The sequence below is a fragment of the Curtobacterium pusillum genome (assembly GCF_007680845.1).
Lineage (GTDB): Bacteria > Actinomycetota > Actinomycetes > Actinomycetales > Microbacteriaceae > Curtobacterium > Curtobacterium pusillum_B.
The window spans coordinates 313,914-330,409 of sequence record NZ_VEIY01000004.1 but is presented as its reverse complement, the minus strand read 5'-3'; the positions used below and the strand labels follow the sequence as shown (position 1 = coordinate 330,409).

The following is a 16,496-nucleotide window of genomic DNA, read 5'->3' as shown; positions in this document are numbered from 1 at the left end:
CGGCCCGCAGCGCGCGGCGCCGCCCGCGCGGCGCGGCCCGCGCCGCGCGCGTCAGGCGGAGCGCCGCACCACCAGCTCGGGCACGAGCAGGGTCTCGTCCCGCGGCTCCCCCTCGACGAGGGCCCGCACGGTGTCGAGCACCCGCTCCCCCATCGCCCGGAAGTCCTGCCGCACGGTGGTGAGCGGCGGCGTGAAGTGCGCGGCCTCGGGGACGTCGTCGAACCCGACGACCGCGATGTCGTCCGGGACCCGGAGCCCTTCCTCCGCGAACGCGTGCAGGACCCCGAGCGCCATCTGGTCGTTCCCGGCGAAGACCGCGTCGACCGTGTGGACGTCGATCGTCCGCGCGGCCGCGAACCCGCTCGCCGGCGTCCAGTCCCCGTCGAGCACGACCGGCTCGAGGCCCGCGTCGCGCATGATCCGCTCGTAGGTGGCCCGACGGACCTCGGACTCCTGCGAGACGCCGGGGCCGGCGATGTGCACGATCCGCCGGTGCCCGTGGTCGAACAGGTGCGTCATCACGAGCGTCGTCCCGGCGGACTGGTCGATCGCGACCGCTGCCACCGAGGGTGCCGTGGGCACGCGGGCGGCATCGCGCTGCACGGCGTTCGCGACCACGACGGGCACCGTGACGGGCACGGTCAGCGACGCGAGGGCGTCGAGCACCCGGTTGTCGGCGGCCACCAGGACGATCGCCGCGACGTCCTGGGCGAGCAGCGTCGTCAGCGCGCCGGACAGGTCGGTCGGGCGCGGGTCGTCGGGCAGGGTCGACAGCAGCACGTGGTACCCGGCGGAGCGGGCGGCGCGTTCGAACCCGATCGCGGTGCTCGACGGCCCGTACAGCGCGTCGCCCGCGGTGATGATGCCGAGCGCACGGCTGCGTCCGCCGGCGAGCGCCCGGGCGGCGGCGCGGGGGCGGTACCCGAGCTCGGCGACGGCGTCGGCGACCTGCGTCCGGTACTGCTCGCGGACCGTCGGATCGCCGTTGATGACCCGTGAGACGGTCTGGTGCGAGACCCCGGCGCGCTCGGCGACGTCGAAGATCGTGGGCGCCTTGCGGGGTCTGCCGCCGGCGCCCCCGAGCGCGGTCGTGGTCGTCACGTCGCCAACCGTACCGCGCGGTACGACCGAGGCGACAAGATCGCGAAACGGTCACGATGAGTTGACACCCCGTCACGGAACCCCCCATTATGTGAGCGCTCACATGAGCGGATCCCGCGGGGCACAGCAGCCCCGGCACCGAGCGCGTCGACGACGACGCGCAGGAACAGAGGTACTTCGATGATGAAGCGCAAGATCGTCGCGGGCGTCGCCGCCCTCGGCATCGCCATCGCCCTGGCCGGCTGTTCGGCCGGCGGCCGCGCGTCCACGGACGGCGGCGGCAGCAGCAGCGACAACAAGGGCGCCCTCGTCGGCGTCGCAATGCCGACCAAGGTGTCGGAGCGCTGGATCAAGGACGGCAACGCCGTCAAGAGCGACCTCGAGAAGGCCGGCTACAAGGTCGACCTCGAGTACGCGGACAACAAGATCCCGCAGCAGGTCCAGCAGGTCAGCAACATGATCACCAAGGGCGCGAAGGTCCTCATCCTCGCGTCCATCGACGGCGGTTCGCTCTCCGACCAGCTCGACGCGGCGAAGAAGGCCGGCATCAAGGTCATCTCCTACGACCGCCTGCTCACCGGCAACAAGAACGTCGACTACTACGTCTCGTTCGACAACGAGAAGGTCGGCGTCGACCAGGCCACCAGCCTGCTCACCGGCCTCGGCGTGCTCGACGCGGACGGCAAGAAGACCGGCAAGAAGGGGCCGTTCAACATCGAGGTGTTCGCCGGTTCGCCCGACGACAACAACGCCACGTTCTTCTTCAACGGCGCGATGAAGACCCTCAAGCCGTACCTCGACGACGGCACGCTGAAGATCGGCTCCGGCCAGGACGGCTTCACCCAGGCCGCCACGCTGCAGTGGGACCCGGCGACCGCCAAGGCCCGCATGCAGAACCTCGTCGCGAAGTCGTACTCCGGCGGGACGACGCTGAACGGCGTGCTCTCCCCGTACGACGGCATGTCGATCGGCATCATCTCCGCGCTCCAGGGCGCGGGCTACGGCACCAGCAGCCGACCGCTCCCGACCATCACCGGTCAGGACGCCGAGGCCGCGAGCGTCAAGTCGATCATCGCGGGCCAGCAGTACTCCACCATCTACAAGGACACCCGCCAGCTGGCCGAGAAGTCCGCGTCGATGGCCGAGGACCTGCTCTCCGGCAAGACCCCGAAGGTCAACGACACCAAGACCTACGACAACAAGGTGAAGGTCGTCCCGACCTTCCTCTTCCAGCCGACGGTCGTCACCAAGGAGAACTACCAGAAGGTGCTCATCGACTCCGGCTACTACACCGAAGCCGACCTGAAGTAGTCGCAACCCCTCTCCGGACTGGAGGCGCGGTGCCGGCCCGCACCGCGCCTCCCGTCCTTCTCCTTCCGCGCGCCGACGCGCGGACGACCCAGAAGGCGGTCCACATGACCGACACCATCCTCGAGATGCGTGACATCACCAAGACGTTCCCCGGCGTCAAGGCCCTGCAGGGGGTCTCGATCGAGGTCGAGCGCGGCCAGGTCCACGCGATCTGCGGCGAGAACGGCGCCGGCAAGTCCACCCTGATGAAGGTGCTCTCCGGGGTCTACCCGCACGGGACGTTCGACGGGCAGATCCTGCTCGACGGTGCGCCCGTGGAGTTCGGCGACATCAACGACTCCGAAGCGTCGGGCGTCGTGATCATCCACCAGGAGCTCGCCCTCAGCCCGTTCCTGTCGATCGCCGAGAACATCTTCCTCGGCAACGAGCGGTCCAAGGGCGGCTTCATCGACTGGAACAAGACGAACCTGGCGGCCGCGGAGCTGCTGCAGCGCGTGGGCCTCAAGGACAACCCGGTCACCAAGATCGTCGACATCGGCGTCGGCAAGCAGCAGCTCGTCGAGATCGCGAAGGCGCTGTCGAAGAAGGTGAAGCTCCTCATCCTCGACGAGCCGACCGCGGCGCTGAACGACGACGACTCCGCGCACCTGCTCGACCTCATCCGGTCGCTGCAGGCCGAGGGCATGACGGCGATCATCATCAGCCACAAGCTCAACGAGATCAAGGCGATCGCGGACAAGGTCACGATCATCCGCGACGGGCAGACCATCGAGACGCTCGACATGCACGCCGACGACGTGTCGGAGGACCGGATCATCCGTGGCATGGTCGGCCGCGACCTGTCGAACCGGTACCCCGAGCACGAGTCGCGGGTCGGTGAGGAGCTCCTCCGCATCGAGGACTGGACCGTCCACCACCCGCTCGACGCCAGTCGCGAGATCATCCACCAGGCCAACCTCACCGTCCGCGCGGGCGAGATCGTCGGCATCGCCGGACTCATGGGCGCCGGGCGCACCGAGCTCGCGATGAGCGTCTTCGGGCAGTCGTACGGCACCGGCATCAGCGGCACCGTGTACAAGCGCGGCACCCCGGTGAAGACGCACACGGTGTCGCAGGCGATCGACAACGGCATCGCCTACGTCACCGAGGACCGGAAGCGCTACGGCCTCAACCTGATCGACGACATCAAGCGGAACATCTCCGGCTCGGCGCTCGGCAAGCTCGCCGAGTGGGGGTTCGTCAACGCGTCGCAGGAGACCACCGTCGCCACGCAGTTCCTCCAGAACCTCAACATCAAGGCGCCGAACGTCGACGTCGTCACGGGCAAGCTCTCCGGCGGGAACCAGCAGAAGGTCGTCCTGTCGAAGTGGATGTACGCCGACCCGGACGTGCTCATCCTCGACGAGCCCACGCGCGGCATCGACGTCGGCGCGAAGTACGAGATCTACACGATCATCAACAGCCTCGCGGACCAGGGGAAGGGGATCATCGTGATCTCCTCCGAACTCCCGGAACTCCTCGGCATCTGCGATCGCATCTACACACTCTCCGAGGGCACGATCACCGCCGACGTGCCCCGCTCCGAGGCCACACCCGAGGTCCTCATGCAGTACATGACCCAGGAACGGGAGACCCCTGTCAATGAACGCGCTTAAGTCCGCCGCCGGCTACCTCACCGGGCAGCTCCGACAGATCGGCCTGTTCATCGCGCTGATCGTCATCGTCATCTTCTTCCAGGTGACGACGAACGGCATCACCCTCGCCCCGATCAACGTCTCGAACCTGATCGTCCAGAACAGCTACATCCTCATCCTCGCCATCGGCATGGTGATGGTCATCATCGCCGGGCACATCGACCTCTCCGTCGGGTCGGTCGTCGCCTTCACGGGTGCGATGGCGGGCGTGATGATCACGCAGTGGGGGCTGCCCTGGCCGGTGGCCGTGGTCCTCTGCCTCGTGATCGGCGCGCTCGTCGGTGCCTGGCAGGGCTTCTGGATCGCCTACTTCGGGATCCCGGCGTTCATCGTGACCCTGGCGGGCATGCTCGCCTTCCGCGGTGCCGCCCAGATCGCCCTGCAGAACCAGCAGATCTCGCCGTTCCCGAACGGCTTCCGGTCGCTCGGTTCCGGCTTCCTGCCGACCTTCGGGACCTCGGGCTACGAGCCGCTCACGATGATCCTCGGCTTCGCCGCCGCGGCCGTCATGGTGGTCGTCGCGTTCCGTGGTCGCGCCACCCGCCGGAAGTACCAGCTCGAGAGCGAGCCCTTCCCGTGGTTCATCGTCAAGCTGGCGTTCGGCGTGGTGCTGGTCATCTACGTGGCCCTGCTGCTCGCGAGCTACAACGGCACGCCGATCGTCCTCGTGATCCTCGGACTGCTCGTCGTCGTGTACTCCGTGGTCATGCGGAGCGCGGTGTTCGGCCGCCACATCTACGCCATCGGCGGCAACGCCCTCGCCGCGCAGCTGTCCGGCGTGAAGACGAAGCGGGTCACGTTCCTGCTCTTCGTCAACATGGGTGTCATCTCGGCCCTGGCCGGCGTGGTGTTCACGGGCCAGCTCAACCTCGCGTCGCCGAGTGCGGGCAACGGGTTCGAGCTCGACGCCATCGCCGCGGTGTTCATCGGTGGCGCGGCCGTGACCGGCGGCATCGGCACCGTGCCGGGAGCGATCGTCGGTGGTCTCATCATCGGCATCCTGAACAACGGCATGTCGATCCTCGGTGTCGGGACGGAGTTCCAGTCGCTCATCAAGGGCCTGGTGCTGCTCGCCGCGGTCGCGTTCGACGTGTTCAACAAGCGCCGGGCGGCGTCCGCGCGCAAGTAGCGGTCGCGCGGCCGGCCCGGCTGGCCGGCCCGGCCGGCCGGCCCGAGACTCGGGCTGAGCGACACTTCTCGTGTTCCCACACGCGAGATCTGTCGCCCAGCCCGAGTCTCGTTGCGGTTCAGCGGGTGACGACGGCCCAGCCGGCAGCCGGGAGGCGCAGGGTCCCGTCCTCGACGTCGCCTCCGCCCGCCTCCACCCGCGTCGCATCGGCCGCGGGCACCTCGACGGGGTCGTCCGCCAGGTTCAGGGCGGTCACCACGGCGGCGTCAGCGGTCGCCGTCCGCAGGACGACCGCCGTGTTCGAGAGGTGCACCACGTCGGTGTGGGCCCGGTGCAGCCACGGGTTGCGACGCCGCAGCGCGATGAGTGCCTCGTGCGCGTGCGTGATCGGCGCCGCCTCGGGCGGGACCTCCGGGAAGGCCGGGCGGACGGCGTCGTCACCGCCCTCGCGGTCCTCCTTCACCCCGGTCCAGCCGTACTCGTCACCTGCGTAGACGACGGGTGTGCCGGCAACCGTGAACAGCACCGCTGCGGCGTGCTCGGCGAACCGCTCCCCCACGGCGCTCGCGATCCGGGTGACGTCGTGGTTGCCGACGAAGGTGGTGGGAACGAACGTCTCCAGCAGGGCGTCGTGCCGCTCGATGGCGTGCCCGAGCTCGAAGCAGTTGCCGTCGGCGATGCCGTGCCAGATGCCCTGCCACAGTTCGTACTGCGTCAGCGAGTCCATGGTCGACTCCCGTGCGATCGTGGCCGCGTCGCCGTGGATCACCTCGCCGCTGAACCACGCCTCCGGGAAGCGCTCCCGGACCCGCGGCAGCACCCGTGCCCAGAACGCCGGCGGCACGGCGTAGGCGGCGTCGAGACGCCAGCCGTCGATCCCACGACGGAGCCAGTGCGTCATCACCTCGACGACCAGGTCCTCGGTGGCGCGGCTGCCGTGGTCGAGCGCGACGAGGATGTCGTGGCCCTCGAAGTTCCCGGTGCGTACGGGGTCCCCGGGCTGCCACCCGACCCAGTCCACCGCGAAGAGGTCGGCCGTCGGCGCGTCCGGCCCGTCGGCGCCGAGTGCACGGAACGCCGGGTGCTCGCGACCGACGTGGTTGAACACCCCGTCGAGCAGGACCCGCACGCCCCGATCGTGCGCAGCGGTCACGAGTCGGTCGAAGTCGTCGTCGTCGCCGAGCCGGGGGTCGATCCGGAAGTGGTCGACGGTGTCGTACCCGTGGGTGGAGCTGGCGAACACCGGCCCGAGCAGCAGGCCGTTCAGGCCGAGGTCGACGACGTGGTCCAGCCACCCGGCGATCCGTCCCAGTCGGTGGTCGACGGAGCGGTCCGGCACGGCGGTCCCGGGGCGCACGTCCGCGCCGACGAAGCCGAGCGGGTACACGTGCCACCACATCGCGTGCTCGACCCAGGCGGGTTCGGGGGCTCGGTCGGGTGCACTGTCGGCGGGGTTCACCGACCCGATGCTGCCAGCGGCGCCTGGGCCGCGTACGGAAGCGGACAGGGAGAGCAGGATGGAGGGGTGGGACGAGCGATCAGGACAGCTGCCGACGCCGACGCGTCGGAGTCGGCGCACGCGGAACGCACCTGCGCCTCGTGCGGGCGCCGGATGCCGTCGTCAGCGGCGCCCGAGGCGAAGTGGTGCTCCGCCGCGTGCCGGAAGCACGGGGTGGACGCCACCGACCGCGCGCTCGAACAACGGATCGACGAGCTCCTCGCCGCTCGGGCCCGGACGTCGAGCATCTGCCCGTCCGAGGTCGCCCGGTCGATCGACCCGGACGACTGGCGCGACCTGATGGAGCCGGCCCGGCGGGCAGCCCGACGCATGATGGCCCGCGGCGAGGTCGAGATCACGCAGCACGGCAGCGTCGTCGACCCCTCGACGGCCAAGGGCCCGATCCGGATCCGGCGGCCGCGGTGAGCTGGCAGCGGTTCTGGGACCGCGGCGGTTGGTGGCGCGCCGTCCTCGTCGTCGTCGTCTACCTCGCCGTCTACGAGGGACTGGGTTGGGTGAACGCGCACACGCTCGCTCGCGGGACGGGCTCGCGCGAGTTGCTCGCGACGCCCGGTCCGGTCGTCATCGGGGTCGCGTTGCCGATCCTGGTGATGGGACTGCTCACCTGGGTGTTCGTCCGCTCGCTCGGCTGGGGCCGCGAGGTCTTCGGGCGGCAACCGGTCCCCGGGCGACGGTGGATGTGGATCGCGGTCGCGCTGCTGATCATCCCGATCGTGGTCCGGGTCGTCGCCACGAACTGGTCGGCGTACTCGGTCGAGGTCGTCCTCGCGGTGCTGTTCCTCGGGCTCTGCGTCGGGTTCACGGAAGAGCTCATCGCCCGTGGGGTCGCCGTCACCCTCCTCCGCCGCGGTCACCACACCGAACGCACGGTCGCGCTGCTGTCCGCGGTGCTCTTCGGCCTGATGCACGCCGTGAACGGGATCGGTGGGGCAGCGCCGCTCGCCGTCGCGCTGACGGTCTTCTACACCTTCGGCGTCGGCATCATGCTCTACCTGTCGATGCGCGTCACGGGCAGCATCGTCCCGGCCATGCTCCTCCACGCCGCCACCGACCCGACGACGATCCTCGCGACCGGCGGCGTCGACGCGACCTCCGCGACGTCGGGCGACGCGGGGCTCATCGGCTTCGCCGGGATCTTCAGCTTCCTCTACCCGGTCCTCGGCCTCGTGGCCCTGTTCTTCGTCACAGGACGCGTCTCCCGGCCCGGGGAACACCAGTAAGGCGACGAGTGTTGGGCACGTCGATGACACTCGACGACACCACTCCGCAGTCCACCGACCACCACGCCCTCGTCGTGGGCGCCAGCGGCATCACCGGCTCGGCGCTCGTCGACCACCTGCTCGCCGACGGGTGGCGGGTCACCGCGCTCTCCCGCCGCCCGATCGCCCGGGACGGCGTGCGGACCGTCGCCGCCGACCTGCGCGACCCGTCCTCGCTCGGCGTCGCACTCGCCGGGGAGCAGCCGACGCACGTCTTCTTCACCGCGTGGCAGCGCCAGGAGACCGAGGCCGAGAACATCCGCGTGAACGGCGCCATGGTCCGTGACCTGCTCGCCGCCCTGTCCCACGCTCCGCTCGAGCACGTCGCGCTCGTGACCGGGCTGAAGCACTACCTCGGCCCGTTCGAGGCGTACGCCGCGGGCGAGATGCCGGACACGCCCTTCCACGAGGAGGAGCCCCGGCTCGACACCCCGAACTTCTACTACGCGCAGGAGGACGAGCTGTTCGCCGCCGCCGAGCGCCAGGGCTTCACCTGGTCCGTGCACCGCTCCCACACCGTGATCGGCCACGCGGTCGGCAACGCGATGAACATGGGGCTGACGATCGCGGTGCAGGCGACGTTGGCCAAGGAGCTCGGCCTCGACTTCGTCTTCCCTGGGAGCGAGGCGCAGTGGAACGGCCTGACGGACATGACCGACGCCGGCCTCCTCGCCGAGCACATGGTCTGGGCGGCGACGTCGCCCGAAGGTGCGGACGAGGCGTTCAACATCGTCGACGGCGACGTGTTCCGCTGGCGCTGGATGTGGCCGCGGCTCGCAGCGGACCTCGGCGTCGATCCCGCCCGCGTCGTCGGCTACACGGACCGGATCAGGCCCCTCGAGGAGCAGATGGTGCCCCACGAACCGGAGTGGGCCGGGATCGCGGAGCGGCACAGCCTGGTCGAGGCGGACATCGCGCGGCTCGCATCGTGGTGGCACACCGACGCCGACCTCGGCCGGGCGATGGAGGTGGTCACCGACATGAGCAAGAGCCGCGAGGCCGGGTTCACCGGGTACCGGCGGACCGAGCGGGCGTTCACCGACCTGTTCGCCCGGTACCGCGCCGACCGCCTCATCCCCTGAGGCGGCCGGCGCAGGTCGGTGGCCGGCTACAGCGCGAGCAGCAGCACCACGAGCGTCGCGACCGCGAGCACCAGCAGGACGACCGCGCCCTGGAGGTCACGGTCGTGCGCACGCAGGTGTGCGATCACGGCACCGGCGAAGTAGACCACGGCACCGATAGCGGCCGCGATGGCGAGCGGCGTCCACCAGAGCCCGACGACCAGGCCGACGGTCGCGGCGACCTCGAGCAGTCCGAGGACGGTCATCTGACCAGGCGTGACGTGCACGGCCTCCATCGAGGCGACGATGCGTGGGTTCCGGATGAGCTTCATCACTCCGGAACCGAGCATGGCGAGGGCGAGGACGAGCGAGAGGACGATGGCGGCGATGTGCACGGGAGGCTCCTGGTGATGACGAAACGGACAACAGTCCCCGTTTCAAACCGGGGACCACTCCCCGTATTCCCGAGCGGCCGAACTACGCTGGCGACATGACCGACGACCCGCGCCCGCTGCGACGCGACGTCGCGCGCAACCGTCAGTCCCTCGTCGACGCGGCCCGGTCCGCGTTCACCGACCACGGCCTCCAGGCTCCACTCGAACCGATCGCGGTCGCAGCCGGACTCGGCAACGCGACGCTGTACCGGCACTTCCCGACCCGCGCCTCCTTGTGGGAGGCGGTGCTCACCGAACCGATGCAGGAGGTGCTCGACCTCGTCGAGCGGTGCCTCGAGTTGTCGGCGACGGACCCGTGGGCGGGATTCGCGACGTTCGTCCGGGAGACCGCGTCGATCGAGGCCAGGCGCACCGGGTTCAGCGAGCTCATGACGACCGACTACCGCGAAGCACCGGGGCTGCTGGCGCTCCGCGTCGCCGTGCAGGACGGGATCGACGGGCTGTTCGCCGCGGGGCAGGCGGCCGGCGTCGTCCGGTCCGACGCGGCACTGGCCGACGTCGCGGTCCTGCAGTTGTCGATCGCCGAGACGATCCGCACCTTCGGCCGGGTGGCGCCGACGGCGTACGGACGGTGGGTGGACCTGGTGCTCGACGGGTTCCGGGCACCCGGGGTGCCGCGGACCCCGCTGTCCGGTCCGCCGCTGCGCGGGGACCAGGTCCGTCGGGCCATGGCCGAGCGGCACCGGCCGTCACGTCAGAAGGCGTAGCGGATCCGGCACGCCGCCGGCACGGCCGTCTCAGCGGAGGGCGTCCACCGTGGCCACGAGTCGTTCGAGAGCCGTCAGCAGTCGGCGCGCCTGTTCTTGCGTGACGCGGGAGGCCGAGTACTGGAAGTGCGTCTTCTCGTCCGTGAGTCGCTTGAAGTGCGCTCCTGGCCGACGGTCGGGCGAGCACGCGCTGTCGAGCAACTGCCGCGCCGCGGCGTGGTCGTCGCCGACGTGGTGGTGCCCGAGCACCGCGCCACAGATCGCGTCCGACGCCGCGATGCCGCCGAGCACGGCGTTCGCCCCCGAAGCCTTCCAGTCGGCGTGGTCCGACGAATCCGCCAGGAGGCGGGCGACCTCGAGGTACGCGAGCGCCTCGTCACGGCGCATGCCCACCGCGCGGCTGTCGACGGCGCGGACGCGTCCGACCATCAGAGCAGGGACCGGACGTCCGGTCCGAAGACGGTCCGCGCTTCGTCCCGCCAGGACCCGACGAGCGGGTCCCCTTCCGCCACGAACCGACGGAGATCGGCACGCGTGACGTCGAAGACCTGGCACTCGTTACCCGTCCACCGGCGGACGAGATCGCCGAGTCGCACGACCACCTCGGTGTCCACACCGTCCGCGAACACCACCAGCAGGTCGACGTCGGAGGACTCGGTCGCCGTCCCCCGCGCCAGCGAGCCGAAGATCGACACCGAGAGCACACCGGCGTCGGCATCCTCGACGAACGCCGCGATGCGTCGCTCGAGCTCGTCCCCAGCTCTGAGGCTCAGCTCGACGGCGGGCCAGAGCAGGTGTTCTCGGTTGACGCGGTAGGACGAGTGCTGGAGCCCCCGCTCGACCTGGACGAGCCCGACCTGCTCCAACTTGTCGAGTGCTCGCTTGATCCCGGTGTGCTGCGCGGCACCGGCGACGCGAGACACCTGGCGCCCGGTCATGCCGGCGTCGGTGCGCGAGAGCACTCGCAGGGCGTTCGCCTGCGTCGGCCCGACCAGTGTGGCGAGCGGTTGCGTGAGCTGCATCGTCTCCTCCTGCGACGAGTGTACACAGAACCGGTACACATGTACCGATCCTGTGCACACCGGGGAGGTCAGAAGGCGTAGCGGATCCGGCACGCCGGCAGGTGCTCGGCGACCAGTTCGCGGAAGCGCTCGACGAGCTGCCCCTTCATGCCCGACCGGTACCGGACGTTGACGGCGCCGTTCTGCGACACCTTCTGCTCCTGCAGGTCCGGACGCCACAGCAGTTCCTCGGCCTTGGGGTGCCACCCGAGGTTGACCTCGTGCAGCGGCTGGTTGTGCGTGAGGAAGATCACCTCGGCCGCGAGCTGCTCCTTCGCCGCCGGCGACAGCACGTCGTCGACCTGCCGGAGGAGCTCGGCCCAGTCGGACTCCCACGTCGGCGTCAGGATGACCGGCGAGAAGTTGAGGTGGACCTCGTACCCGGCGTCGACGAAGTCGTTGACCGCGGCGATCCGCTCGGCGACCGGCGTCGTCCGGATGTCGGTGACCTTGGCGGTCTCGTGCGGCATGAGCGAGAACCGGATGCGGGTGCGCCCCATCGGGTCCCAGTCGAGCAGGTCGCGGTTGACGTACTTCGTCGCGAACGATGCCTTCGCGGTGGGGCTCATCCGGAACAGGTCGCAGAGGTCCCGCACGTTCTCACTGATCATCGCGTCCACCGAGCAGTCGCTGTTCTCGCCGATGTCGTACACCCAGGCGTCCGGGTCGCACTGGTTCGGTTCGGTCTTCGGGCCCTGCTTCGCGATGTTCCGGGCGACGTGCTTGGTGATCTGGTCGATGTTCGCGAACACGGTGACCGGGTTGCTGTAGCCCTTCCGGCGTGGCACGTAGCAGTAGGCACACGCCATCGCGCAGCCGTTCGCGGTGGACGGGGCGATGAAGTCGGCGGAGCGCCCGTTCGGCCGGGTCACGAGCGACTTCTTCACGCCGAGCACGAGCGCCTCGGTCTTGATGCGGACCCAGCGCTGCACGTTGCGTTCGTCGCCGTGGACCTCGGGGATGTTCCAGTGCGACGCGACGGGCACGATCTCTGCGTCGGGCCAGCGCTCGACGATCTCCTGTCCGCGCGGCAGTTCGAGCGCAGCGGCTTCCGCGTAGATGCGGCGGACGTCGAGCATCGGGCGCACGCGGATCTCGGTCATCACCACCTGTCTACCGGACACCACCGACGGTGCAGACTCGACTCATGCCCGCCGAACCCGACGACCACTTCTTCGTCGTCGACGGCCGGCGTTGGCGACGCACCGATCCCGCGCTCCCCGAGGACGTCGCGGCGGCGCTCCGGTCGCACCTCGGCCGTGGCAGGAACGCCGTCAAGCAGGCGAAGCGGGCTGGCGACGACGAGGCCCTGGCCGCCGCGAGACACCGGAACGGCTTGGCGAAGCACGGGCTGGGCGAACGCGGCCCGGAGTGGTGGGAGCGCCCGGAGGCAGACCGGATCGCCGACGCCCGCCGTGCCGTGGCCGAGCTCGACGCGCTGGACGCGACGGACGCGATGGACTGAGCCGTCCCAAGACGCCCGCGATGGAAAGCGAATCCGGGCGTACCCGGGCGGAACTTCCGACCGGGTACGCCCGGAAACGGCAAGTACGTCCGGAAGGGTGCCGCCCGCTAGGGCCGGTACTCCTCCGGCGGCTTCGTCGGGGGGATCGGCGCGGCGCCCGGACCGACGGCCCCGCTGGACCCGAGCCCGTCCGACGCCCTCGCGAGCACCTGCAGGGTCAGGACGACGACCCGCCCCACCGACTTCAGCGCATCCAGCATGGTGTCCCCCTCGACGCCGTGTTCTTCCCATCACGCCTGCGATGGGAAGCGGGATCGGGCGTACCTTGCCGAACGTTCCGACCAGGTACGCCCGATTCCACCAAGTACGCCCGATCCTACCCGGGACCCCGCCCGCCCCGGCAGCCCGGCCCCGGGCTACGCCTCGGTGTGGCCGAGCGCCGGCTCGAGCAGCAGGCACGCCGTCCGGGACGCCGCCGCGTGCAGCTCGAACACGACGAGCTCGTTCCGCCCCGCGCGGAGCACCGGCCCGGGGATCGCGAGCGTCGTCTGCGGCCCGCGCGACCAGTACCGCCCGAGGCAGAACCCGTTCACCCAGGCGACCCCCTTCCGGAACCCGTCGAGCGAGAGGTACCGGTCGTCGGCCACCGCGAGGTCGAACGACCCCGCCGCGAACACCGGGCCGCCCAGGGCCTCACCGGTCGACGGCTCGAGTGCGTCGAGGACCGCGAGCGCTCCGGGGGCGATGGGGTCGAGCTCGAGCGGCGACGCCGACCACCGGGCGACGGGGACGCCGCCGATCGCGACCCCGCCGATCAGCCCCTTCGGCTCGCCGATCCGGGGGCCGTAGTCGACGCGACCCTGGTCCTCGACGAGGAGCTCGAGCGTGCCGACGACGGGCGGGAGTGCGATGGCGCGGTCGTGGTGCTCGCGCTCGAGCACGCCGACGACCACACCGTCGGCGGTGACGATCGCGCGGTCCCGGACCTCCTCGCCGACCGTGAGCACGCCGCCGTTGGGCAGGTCGACCTCGGTCCGGTACAGCACGAAGCCGGAGGCGGCTCCGAGTGCGTCGAAGGTGGGCGGGGCGTCGTGGGTGGACCACTCGGTGAGTGCGGGCAGCAGGGAACGGAGGGACGCGACGCGGTCGAGACGGACGGCGACGTCCGTGGCGGGGTCGACCCGCGCCTCCAGGCCGACACCGACGGAACCGACAGCGCCGACGGCGCCGACACCGAGGCGCCCCGACCCACCCGGCTCCATCGACGCCGGCAGCGGCGGGACGGGCGCGTAGCGCTCGATCACCGCACGGAACGCGTGGAACTTCGCCGTCGGCCGCCCCGCCTCGTCGAGCGGCGCGTCGTAGTCGTACGACGTCGCGATCGGCCGGTACACGCCCTTGTCGTTCGCCCCGTTCGTGAAGCCGAAGTTCGTGCCGCCGTGGAACATGTAGATGTTGACCGAGCCGCCCGCGGCCAACAGGTCGTCCAGGTCCGAAGCCGAATCGGCGGCCGAGGTGGTGTGGTGGTGTTCGCCCCAGCTGTCGAACCAGCCGTCCCAGAACTCCGAGCACATCAGCGGACCGGTGGGCTGCGCCTCGCGCAGTCGTGCCAGCCGTGACGTCGACCGGGACCCGAACGACCCGGTCTTGTGCAGCGACGGCAGCGAGCCGTCCTCGAGCATGGTGCCCATCGGCTGGTCGACGCTCGTGAACGGGACGGTGAGGCCGATCGCGCGGTGCATCGCCTCGAGCTTCTGCAGGTACACGGGGTCGGAGCCGTACGCGCCGTACTCGTTCTCGACCTGCACGAGCACGATCGGTCCGCCCTGGTCGATCTGCCTCGGGACGAGGACGGGCGCGAGGTGCTCCAGGTACCCCTGCACGGCGGCGAGGAACCCGGGCTCGTCCCGCCGGACCCCCACGGTCCCGTCGGCGAAGAGCCAGTACGGCAGACCGCCGTTGGTCCACTCGGCGCAGATGTAGGGGCCGGGGCGGACGATGGCGTGCATGCCCTCGGCCGCGACGAGGTCGAGGAAGCGGCCGAGGTCCAGACCGTCCTCGAGGCTGAACGAAGCAGGCGACGGTGCGTGCGCGTTCCAGGCGACGTACGTCTCGATGGTGTTGAGCCCCATCAGCTTCGCCTTGCGGATCCGGTCCGCCCAGAGGTCGGGGTGCACCCGGAAGTAGTGGATCGCGCCGGACAGGATCCGGTGCGGCTCGCCGTCGAGCAGGAAGTCGGTGTCGCCGATGGCGAAGCGCATGGGATGACCCTCTCAGGAGACGGGGCCGTGCGGAAGGATCCGCACGGCCCCGGTTCTACAGGTGTGTGACTACTTGGACGAGACGGTGAAGCCCTGGTCCTTGCCGTACTTGGCGAGGGCCTTCTGCCAGGCCGCGAGACCGGACTCGAGCGACGTGCCGTTCTCGTACGACTGGCCGACGGTGTCGGCGTAGACGCTGTTCGCGTACACCTGGTACGGCAGGTACGTGAAGTCGTTGTCCGAGGACTTCGACGCGTCGACGAGCACCTTGTTGATCTGCTGGCCGCCGAAGTAGTCCGGCTTCTCGTCGAGGAACGCCGACGAGTCGAGGTCAGCGGTGGTGGACGGGAACCCGCCGGACGCCATGAAGACCTTGGTGGAGGCCTTCGACGAGTTGAGCCACTTGAGGAAGCCCGCGGCGAGTGCCGGGTTCTTCGTCTGCTTCATGACCGCCTCGGCGCTGCCACCGTTGTTCGCGGTCTGCGCGGTGCCGCCGTCGTAGGTCGGCATCGGGGCGACGCGCCAGTCACCGGACGCGTCGGCGACGCTGGCCTCGAGGTTGCCGGGCATCCACGCGCCGGTGATGAGCGTGGCGATCTGGCCGTTGCCGAGCTGCTTGTACCAGTCGTCGCTCCACCCGACGGTCTTCGACAGCAGGCCCTGCTCGACGAGCTGGTCCCAGGTGCTCGTCCACTTCTTCGTGCCCGCGTCGGCGAGGTCGATCGTGACCTTGTCGCCCTTGGTGGTGAACGGGGTGCCACCGGCCTGGGCGATCATGCTCGTGGTGAACCCGGCGTCGCCGGAGTCCGCGGTGATGTACGCGTCCGGGTCGGCGGCGTGCAGCTTCTTCGCCGCGGCGACGTACTCGTCCCAGGTCTTCGGGATCGCGATGTCGTACTTGTCGAACACCTTCTTGTTGTAGAACAGCGCCATGGGGCCGGAGTCCTGCGGGAGGCCGTAGATCTTGTCGCCGTCGGTGACCGACTTCCAGGTGCTCGCGGCGAACTTGTCCTCGAGCGAGCCGAAGCCGTACGACGACAGGTCGAGCAGCGAGTCGGACAGGGCGAACTGCGGGAGCGCGTAGTACTCGACCTGCGCGACGTCCGGGGCACCGGAGCCGGCCTTGATCGTGTTCTGCAGCTTCGTGTACTGGTCGGCACCGGTGCCGGCGTTGACGAGCTTGACCTTCACCTTGGGGTAGGCCTTCTCGAACGCGGCGACCTGGTCCTTCGCGGACGGCGTCCACGACCAGTACGTCAGCGTGCCGCCCTTCTCGAGGGCCTTCGTGATGTCGTCGGACGATCCGCCCGACGACGATCCGCCGGACGCGCAGGCGGCGAGGGCCATCGCTGCGGTGACGCCGATGGCGAGGGCGCTGAGGCCGCGCCGGAGACGCTTGTTCATGGGGTGCCTTTCACTTCTTCGTGTTGGGGGGGGGTAGGGCTGCTGTGCACCGGAGGCGGAGGCGCGTGG

General features: G+C 70.1%; 17 protein-coding genes. 8 read left to right on the top strand and 9 right to left on the bottom strand.

Going from position 1 to position 16,496, the window contains the following annotated elements; translation table 11 throughout:
- Nucleotides 1–51: 51 nt before the first annotated feature.
- Entirely contained in the window at nt 52–1,101 is a 1,050-nt protein-coding gene (locus FS825_RS11745) for a LacI family DNA-binding transcriptional regulator (protein WP_144713150.1), read from the bottom strand.
- A gap of 180 nt (nt 1,102–1,281) precedes the next feature.
- Between FS825_RS11745 and chvE the strand changes: the two genes are divergently transcribed.
- From chvE to mmsB, 3 genes are all read left to right on the top strand, one after another.
- A complete protein-coding gene (gene chvE, locus FS825_RS11740; protein WP_144713149.1) occupies nt 1,282–2,412 on the top strand; it encodes a multiple monosaccharide ABC transporter substrate-binding protein in 1,131 nt (376 codons plus the stop codon).
- Between the two features lie 104 nt (nt 2,413–2,516).
- Nucleotides 2,517–4,067, top strand: a complete 1,551-nt coding sequence (gene mmsA, locus FS825_RS11735) for a multiple monosaccharide ABC transporter ATP-binding protein (protein ID WP_144713147.1) — start codon at nt 2,517–2,519, stop codon at nt 4,065–4,067.
- Nucleotides 4,054–5,235 carry a multiple monosaccharide ABC transporter permease gene (mmsB, locus tag FS825_RS11730; protein ID WP_144713145.1) on the top strand — a complete coding sequence of 394 codons (1,182 nt, stop codon included), beginning with the start codon at nt 4,054–4,056 and terminating at the stop codon, nt 5,233–5,235. Before mmsA ends, mmsB begins: the two co-directional genes overlap by 14 nt.
- Before the next feature lie 118 nt (nt 5,236–5,353).
- Here the strand turns inward: mmsB and FS825_RS11725 are convergent, their stop codons facing one another.
- Entirely contained in the window at nt 5,354–6,634 is a 1,281-nt protein-coding gene (locus tag FS825_RS11725) for an alpha-amylase family glycosyl hydrolase (RefSeq protein WP_144713224.1), read from the bottom strand.
- A 126-nt stretch (nt 6,635–6,760) separates the two neighbouring features.
- Between FS825_RS11725 and FS825_RS11720 the strand changes: the two genes are divergently transcribed.
- The 3 genes from FS825_RS11720 to FS825_RS11710 are packed head-to-tail and all read left to right on the top strand — an operon-like array spanning nt 6,761 to nt 9,095.
- Nucleotides 6,761–7,159 carry a DUF3253 domain-containing protein gene (locus FS825_RS11720; protein WP_144713143.1) on the top strand — a complete coding sequence of 133 codons (399 nt, stop codon included), beginning with the start codon at nt 6,761–6,763 and terminating at the stop codon, nt 7,157–7,159.
- Nucleotides 7,156–7,974, top strand: a complete 819-nt coding sequence (locus tag FS825_RS11715) for a CPBP family intramembrane glutamic endopeptidase (protein ID WP_144713141.1) — start codon at nt 7,156–7,158, stop codon at nt 7,972–7,974. Before FS825_RS11720 ends, FS825_RS11715 begins: the two co-directional genes overlap by 4 nt.
- Before the next feature lie 23 nt (nt 7,975–7,997).
- A complete protein-coding gene (locus tag FS825_RS11710; RefSeq protein WP_144713139.1) occupies nt 7,998–9,095 on the top strand; it encodes an SDR family oxidoreductase in 1,098 nt (365 codons plus the stop codon).
- Nucleotides 9,096–9,121: 26 nt separating this feature from the next.
- Here the strand turns inward: FS825_RS11710 and FS825_RS11705 are convergent, their stop codons facing one another.
- Nucleotides 9,122–9,469 carry a DoxX family protein gene (locus FS825_RS11705; RefSeq protein WP_144713137.1) on the bottom strand — a complete coding sequence of 116 codons (348 nt, stop codon included), beginning with the start codon at nt 9,467–9,469 and terminating at the stop codon, nt 9,122–9,124.
- Between the two features lie 95 nt (nt 9,470–9,564).
- Here FS825_RS11705 and FS825_RS11700 point away from each other — a divergent pair, with 95 nt between their 5' ends.
- Complete coding sequence (locus tag FS825_RS11700; RefSeq protein ID WP_144713135.1) at nt 9,565–10,236, top strand: TetR/AcrR family transcriptional regulator; 672 nt, start codon at nt 9,565–9,567, stop codon at nt 10,234–10,236.
- A 30-nt stretch (nt 10,237–10,266) separates the two neighbouring features.
- On the opposite strand, the gene FS825_RS11695 is transcribed toward FS825_RS11700, so the two are convergent.
- The 3 genes from FS825_RS11695 to FS825_RS11685 form a co-directional block, all read right to left on the bottom strand.
- Nucleotides 10,267–10,665, bottom strand: a complete 399-nt coding sequence (locus FS825_RS11695) for a hypothetical protein (RefSeq protein WP_144713134.1) — start codon at nt 10,663–10,665, stop codon at nt 10,267–10,269.
- The gene (locus tag FS825_RS11690; protein ID WP_144713132.1) at nt 10,665–11,258 is read right to left on the bottom strand and encodes a nucleotidyltransferase domain-containing protein; all 594 of its coding nucleotides are present in this window, start codon (nt 11,256–11,258) and stop codon (nt 10,665–10,667) included. Before FS825_RS11690 ends, FS825_RS11695 begins: the two co-directional genes overlap by 1 nt.
- Before the next feature lie 68 nt (nt 11,259–11,326).
- Nucleotides 11,327–12,400, bottom strand: coding sequence for a spore photoproduct lyase family protein (locus tag FS825_RS11685; protein WP_144713130.1), 1,074 nt, complete (start codon nt 12,398–12,400; stop codon nt 11,327–11,329).
- A 44-nt stretch (nt 12,401–12,444) separates the two neighbouring features.
- Here FS825_RS11685 and FS825_RS11680 point away from each other — a divergent pair, with 44 nt between their 5' ends.
- Entirely contained in the window at nt 12,445–12,762 is a 318-nt protein-coding gene (locus FS825_RS11680) for a biopolymer transporter Tol (protein WP_144713128.1), read from the top strand.
- Nucleotides 12,763–12,869: 107 nt separating this feature from the next.
- Here the strand turns inward: FS825_RS11680 and FS825_RS18655 are convergent, their stop codons facing one another.
- The 3 genes from FS825_RS18655 to FS825_RS11670 form a co-directional block, all read right to left on the bottom strand.
- The gene (locus tag FS825_RS18655; protein WP_186377204.1) at nt 12,870–13,022 is read right to left on the bottom strand and encodes a hypothetical protein; all 153 of its coding nucleotides are present in this window, start codon (nt 13,020–13,022) and stop codon (nt 12,870–12,872) included.
- 156 nt (nt 13,023–13,178) lie between these two features.
- The gene (locus tag FS825_RS11675) at nt 13,179–15,023 is read right to left on the bottom strand and encodes a glycoside hydrolase family 35 protein (protein WP_144713126.1); all 1,845 of its coding nucleotides are present in this window, start codon (nt 15,021–15,023) and stop codon (nt 13,179–13,181) included.
- 69 nt (nt 15,024–15,092) lie between these two features.
- Nucleotides 15,093–16,427 (bottom strand): ABC transporter substrate-binding protein, encoded by a 1,335-nt coding sequence (locus FS825_RS11670; protein WP_144713125.1) that lies wholly within the window; start codon nt 16,425–16,427, stop codon nt 15,093–15,095.
- Nucleotides 16,428–16,496: the final 69 nt, after the last annotated feature.

What these genes read in the sequence shown, in the direction of transcription:
- chvE (WP_144713149.1), top strand. Translation starts at nt 1,282, where the DNA reads ATGATGAAGCGCAAGATCGTCGCGGGCGTCGCCGCCCTCGGCATCGCC.
- mmsA (WP_144713147.1), top strand. Translation starts at nt 2,517, where the DNA reads ATGACCGACACCATCCTCGAGATGCGTGACATCACCAAGACGTTCCCC.
- mmsB (WP_144713145.1), top strand. Translation starts at nt 4,054, where the DNA reads ATGAACGCGCTTAAGTCCGCCGCCGGCTACCTCACCGGGCAGCTCCGA.
- FS825_RS11725 (WP_144713224.1), bottom strand. Translation starts at nt 6,634, where the DNA reads ATGTGGTGGCACGTGTACCCGCTCGGCTTCGTCGGCGCGGACGTGCGC.
- FS825_RS11710 (WP_144713139.1), top strand. Translation starts at nt 7,998, where the DNA reads ATGACACTCGACGACACCACTCCGCAGTCCACCGACCACCACGCCCTC.
- FS825_RS11700 (WP_144713135.1), top strand. Translation starts at nt 9,565, where the DNA reads ATGACCGACGACCCGCGCCCGCTGCGACGCGACGTCGCGCGCAACCGT.
- FS825_RS11695 (WP_144713134.1), bottom strand. Translation starts at nt 10,665, where the DNA reads ATGGTCGGACGCGTCCGCGCCGTCGACAGCCGCGCGGTGGGCATGCGC.
- FS825_RS11690 (WP_144713132.1), bottom strand. Translation starts at nt 11,258, where the DNA reads ATGCAGCTCACGCAACCGCTCGCCACACTGGTCGGGCCGACGCAGGCG.
- FS825_RS11685 (WP_144713130.1), bottom strand. Translation starts at nt 12,400, where the DNA reads ATGACCGAGATCCGCGTGCGCCCGATGCTCGACGTCCGCCGCATCTAC.
- FS825_RS11680 (WP_144713128.1), top strand. Translation starts at nt 12,445, where the DNA reads ATGCCCGCCGAACCCGACGACCACTTCTTCGTCGTCGACGGCCGGCGT.
- FS825_RS18655 (WP_186377204.1), bottom strand. Translation starts at nt 13,022, where the DNA reads ATGCTGGATGCGCTGAAGTCGGTGGGGCGGGTCGTCGTCCTGACCCTG.
- FS825_RS11675 (WP_144713126.1), bottom strand. Translation starts at nt 15,023, where the DNA reads ATGCGCTTCGCCATCGGCGACACCGACTTCCTGCTCGACGGCGAGCCG.
- FS825_RS11670 (WP_144713125.1), bottom strand. Translation starts at nt 16,427, where the DNA reads ATGAACAAGCGTCTCCGGCGCGGCCTCAGCGCCCTCGCCATCGGCGTC.